A 2,015-nucleotide genomic window follows, 5' to 3' on the forward strand; every position below is an offset into this window, starting at 1 on the left:
CGCCTCTCCAATGCAGACCGAGTGCGAAACCCGCCATGCCCGGTAGATCAAGACAAGCTGGAATGGCGGCCAGGCCCATGGCAGAAACGCCCGAGGCAGAAACCCCGGACTGTGAAAGCTGGCGGGCTGAATACCCTGCACCGCCATGTTGACGTTGGCCGGTAGAACGAAAAAATAGAATGATATACCCTGCTCACGTCAGAACCCGAAAATCCTTGGGTGATATGACGCGAAAACTATCCGAAACTTCATCGCATAAAGCGTTCCAATCTTTAGGAACAGTTTCCTTCAAAAAGCCGAGCATGGCCTCGCAGAAACCATTGAAAGTGGCATAGCATCGGTTGTGGGTGACGTTCTTGTGCATGAGCCCCCACAGGCGTTCGATGGGGTTCAGGTGCGGACAATAGGCCGGAATGAAGTGGAGCTGGATCCGCCGCCCCGGCTGGGCCAGCCATTCCTGGACCAGCTTGGCGTGATGGTAACGGGCGTTGTCCAGGAACACATGGATCAGCCGCATTACCGGATAAAGCGCCTCGATCGCCGTCAGAAGCGCAATCGTGCTCATGGCATCGACCGTCAGCACTTCCACAATGCGGGTCTTGCCGGTTTCGAGGTCGAGCGCACCGTGAAGGTTCATGCGCTGGCGACCGCTCGTCTGATCGACCGCGACCTTGGTCTCCTTGGGAGCCCAACAGCCCACCGGTCGGGCTGCATGGGTTGGATGCACCGCATCGGCGAACATCACCGCCTCGTCGTCGGGCAACCTATTCAACAGGGCATCGTAGGTTGCAATGAAGGCCTTCTGCTTGGCCTCGTCGAGCTCCCGTGACACCGCTTGAGGCTTGCGGTGTGCCATGCCCAGACGATGAAGCAGGGCAATCAAGCCCGAGCGGCTCTGATAGACGATGCCGAGCTCCCGCTCGATCCACGCCCCAACCTGCCGCGTCGTGCGCGGCAAGGTCTCGCCAACCCATGCCTGAAGCTCTTCCTGCTGGCGCGCGCTCAGATGACAGGCGCTGCCCTCGTAGCCGAACCCGGCCCGACCCTCGAGCCCGTCTTCCCTGTAGAGCCGGTACCAACTCCGAACCGTATCGTCGTCAAGCAGAAGCACAGACCCCACATCTTCGCAACTCATCCCCCGGTCAAGCAGCACAAGAGAATTCGCGCGCCGCGCCAGCCGATGCTCGACCGAACCCATGCGAGCCAACTCGATCAGCTCTTCCCGTTCCGTCGTGCTCAAAAATCCCGCGCGACTCATGTCGCCCACACGAATCCTTCAAAACAGCTTTGGCAAGCCAATTTTCGCTATCTCACAGAGTCGGGGTATATTATCTCATCCTCAGTGAGGTTCGAATTCGAAGTCAAGGGATTTCCGCCGAGACAGGCCGGCCCCGGTCCGATGGGGCTGCCTTGACGGGAGCGGTTCGAGGGGATCGTCGTGAACAGCGGCAGCAACGTCACCATCAAGCAGCCGAGAGGTCAGGGCGTTCAATATGTCTACGAGCGCCCGCGGGGCCAGATTTGGCGTCTGGAGCTGCGGCCCGGCTCGAAGCTCGACGAGGCGGCGATCGTAAAGTCTCTGGGCGTATCGCGGACACCGGTGCGCGAGGCGATCGTCCGGCTTGCTTCCGAGCAGCTCGTGACCTTGCTGCCGAATCGCGGCGCCCAGGTCGCGCCCCTCGAACGGCGCAAGGCCGGCTGAAGGCCCCGCCCCGAGGCCAGAGAGAATACCGTGAAAATACAGAATTCGAAAATCCGCTTCCCAACCCGCACTGCCTAAGAGGGGCTCCGATGACCGAGTCCATCACCGAAAGCAGCTCTCTGAACGATGACGACCGCGCCGTGCTTGCGGCGGCACGCGAAGAGATCGACCGAAATATGGCCCGCTTGCGGGACGTGGTCCCCTGCGTGATCGACATGTCGTTCCGCGAGGCGACGCTCGCGTCCGCCCACGGCCATACGCTGGAAGACAAGAAAGCACTGTTCCGGCTGGCCAAGGACTTCGGCTTCACCGA

Annotated in this window: 3 protein-coding genes; 2 read left to right on the plus strand and 1 reads right to left on the minus strand. The window is 60.7% G+C overall.

From position 1 onward, the window contains the following. Positions 1-193: 193 nt before the first annotated feature. Positions 194-1,258 carry an IS630 family transposase gene (locus tag GY769_21620; GenBank protein ID MCP4204517.1) on the minus strand — a complete coding sequence of 355 codons (1,065 nt, stop codon included), beginning with the start codon at positions 1,256-1,258 and terminating at the stop codon, positions 194-196. A gap of 180 nt (positions 1,259-1,438) precedes the next feature. On the opposite strand from GY769_21620, the gene GY769_21625 reads away from it, so the two are divergent. Next, the gene (locus GY769_21625) at positions 1,439-1,702 is read left to right on the plus strand and encodes a GntR family transcriptional regulator (protein ID MCP4204518.1); all 264 of its coding nucleotides are present in this window, start codon (positions 1,439-1,441) and stop codon (positions 1,700-1,702) included. 89 nt (positions 1,703-1,791) lie between these two features. Continuing rightward, the coding region (locus tag GY769_21630) for a hypothetical protein (GenBank protein ID MCP4204519.1) at positions 1,792-2,015 on the plus strand (224 nt) is incomplete at its 3' end.

The organism is bacterium (assembly GCA_024224155.1).
GTDB lineage: Bacteria > Acidobacteriota > Thermoanaerobaculia > Multivoradales > JAHEKO01 > CALZIK01.

What these genes read in the sequence shown, in the direction of transcription:
- GY769_21620 (MCP4204517.1), bottom strand. Translation starts at nt 1,258, where the DNA reads ATGAGTCGCGCGGGATTTTTGAGCACGACGGAACGGGAAGAGCTGATC.